Genomic DNA, 2,552 nt, shown 5'->3' with positions numbered 1-2,552 from the left:
TTCATAAACTAAGTGCAACACATCGCGCCCGAAGCGAGGTGATCTGGGATAGTAGCGACGCCTCCCATCCGCCAAGACAAGGGGAATCGCGATGAGCTACCACCAGATCACCTCTGCAGAGAGGCATATGATTCCGGCCCTGCGAAAGCAAGGAAGTAATGCCAGTCAGATCGCCGCGAATTTGCAGCACCATCGCAGTAGTATCTGCCGAGAGCTCAAACGCAATTGCTGCGCGTTGGATGGTCGGTGCCGTGCGAGCAAGGCCCAGGAACGAACCAGTGGACGGCGGTCCCGATCGCGCCGGAGCGGTTCACGAGCCAGGACTTGGTGATGGTCGAAGCGCTGCTCCGCCGGCAGTGGAGCCCGGAGCAAGTGGCGGGCTACTTGCGCAAACAACGCGAGCTGCTCGTCAGTCACGAGACGATCTACCGACATATCTGGCAGGATCGCAAGCACGGCGGTACGCTTTTTAAGCATCTGCGCGGGGCTCGCAAGCAGCGCCGAAAGCGCTACGGATACTATGACAGCCGCGGCAGACTCGCCGGCAAGCGACACATTTCAACGCGGCCCGCATCGGTGGAGAACCGCCGTCAGAGTGAACATTGGGAGATCGATACCGTCATGGGCACGGGTTACCAGGACTGCATCCTGAGCCTGGTCGAACGCAAGACGGGCTTTCTGCTCATCGGCAAGCTCGCAAATCTAACCACAAAATCCCTCAACCAGCGTGTGATCCCCCTTATCAAGCAACATGCCGGCGCCTTCAAGACGATCACGGCCGATAACGGTACTGAGTTTCACGACTACAAGGACATTGAGCAAAGTACCAAAGCGACATTCTACTTCGCGACCCCGCATCATGCATGGGAACGAGGAAGCAACGAAAACGCCAACGGGCTCATACGCCAATACCTGCCCAAAGGCGCCAGTATGGTCGGCCTGACCCAGCGGCGATGCAACGCCATCTCACACCAGCTCAACACCCGACCTCGCAAGCGACTGGGCTTCAAAACACCATTGGAGTGCTCCAATGCAAATTGATCAATGTTGCAGTTCAAAGTTGATATCAAGGTCGTTCGGCCGGCCCTCAGCAGGCGGCGCGCGAGTTTTTCATGCAAGCATTCAACTGAAACTGTCATGCTGAACCCTTCGGCGAAGCTCAGAGCCTGTCCTGAACGCAGTGAAGGAATAAACTCCGTGAAGCATCTGTTCTTCTGCTTGGGAGACGGCAGATTCTCCGGCATTCCGCCTCAGAATGACAAATCGCCTGATGTGTTAACGAATTCCGCGATCGTCAGTAAGTTCTTCGGGCGGACAGCCGCCTTATCGCTGATCATTAGCGCGCTCGCGCTTCCGCAGGCCGAGACGTCCGCGCGCATCGTGACCGATTCGGCTGGCCGGAAAGTCGCCGTACCCGAGCAGGTCGAGCGCGTCTATCCCGCAGGTCCGCCGGCCAGCATCTTTTTGTACGTGCTGGCGCCGGAGAAAATGCTCGGCTGGCCGCGCGCGCCTACACCCGAGGAGGGCGCCTTGCTCGCGCCCGCGTATCGCAGCCTGCCGGACCTTGGGCAACTGGGCGACACCGCAAATCTGGAGGTGGTGCTCGAGACGCGTCCCGAGCTCGTATTCGATTACGGCACGATCGCGCCGACCTACATCTCGCTGGCGGAGCGCACGCAGCGGCAGACCGGGCTGCCGTACTTGTTAATCGACGGCCGCTTTGACAACATAGTGAGGTCGATACGCCTGATGGGCGCCATCCTTGGCGTGGAGGATCGCGCGGAGGTGCTGGCGGGTTACGCACAGCGGACGTTCGAGTCACTGGATAAAACCCTCGCGCGTACTCCCGCGGACGAACGGCCGCGCGTTTATCTCGCGCGCGGGCCGGACGGTCTGGAGACCGGCGTGCGCGGCTCCATCAACACCGAGATCATCGAGCGCGTGGGCGCCATCAACGTGGCCGCCGCGCCCGGACAGCAGGGGCTGTCGCGGGTTTCCCTCGAGCAGGTGTTGCGCTGGAATACGGACACGATCCTCACCCTGGACGAGCGCTTCTACAACACTGTCTGGGCGCATCCTGTCTGGAGCAAACTCACAGCCGTGCAAAACAAGCGCGTGTACCTGGCGCCGAGCCTACCGTTCGGCTGGATCGATCAGCCGCCTTCGATCAACCGTTTGATCGGTATAACATGGCTGACTCGGCTGTTCTATCCGTCGGCGCACCAGGATCGTGACATGCGCGACCTCGTCCGCGAGTTTTATCGGCTCTTTTACCAAGTTAAATTGAGCGACATGCAATTAGCGGAGCTGCTGAAGAACGCGGGACCCGCGGCGTATTGATTGTTACGCCCTCTCTCATCAAGCCGCGCCTGACCCTGTGGCCGCTGGCTATCGTGTTGTTGGCGATGATGCTGATTTCGTTCGCCGTCGGCCAGTTCCCCGTCAGCGTGCGCGATCTCGTAAACCTCACCTTGGGCGGTACGGTGCCGCCGATGGAGGAGACGGTGATCGTGCAGGTGCGTCTGCCGCGCGTGCTGGGCGCGGTGCTGGTG

The 2,552-nt window shown here is 60.2% G+C and carries 2 protein-coding genes and 1 pseudogene; all 3 read left to right on the top strand.

The window, feature by feature from the left end:
* Positions 1-91: 91 nt before the first annotated feature.
* Positions 92-1,041: pseudogene (locus tag H0V34_02905) on the top strand (IS30 family transposase).
* Between the two features lie 96 nt (positions 1,042-1,137).
* The gene (locus tag H0V34_02900; protein ID MBA2490686.1) at positions 1,138-2,340 is read left to right on the top strand and encodes an iron ABC transporter substrate-binding protein; all 1,203 of its coding nucleotides are present in this window, start codon (positions 1,138-1,140) and stop codon (positions 2,338-2,340) included.
* Positions 2,337-2,552 (top strand): hypothetical protein (locus H0V34_02895; protein ID MBA2490685.1); only part of this gene is annotated, 216 nt, incomplete at its 3' end. The genes H0V34_02900 and H0V34_02895, both read left to right, overlap by 4 nt.

The sequence above is a fragment of the Gammaproteobacteria bacterium genome (genome assembly GCA_013696315.1).
Classification (GTDB): domain Bacteria; phylum Pseudomonadota; class Gammaproteobacteria; order JACCYU01; family JACCYU01; genus JACCYU01.
This window is presented reverse-complemented; position numbering and strand designations above follow the sequence as displayed.

Excerpts from the sequence above, each read along its gene's own strand:
- H0V34_02900 (MBA2490686.1), top strand. The coding sequence starts at position 1,138 with ATGCTGAACCCTTCGGCGAAGCTCAGAGCCTGTCCTGAACGCAGTGAA.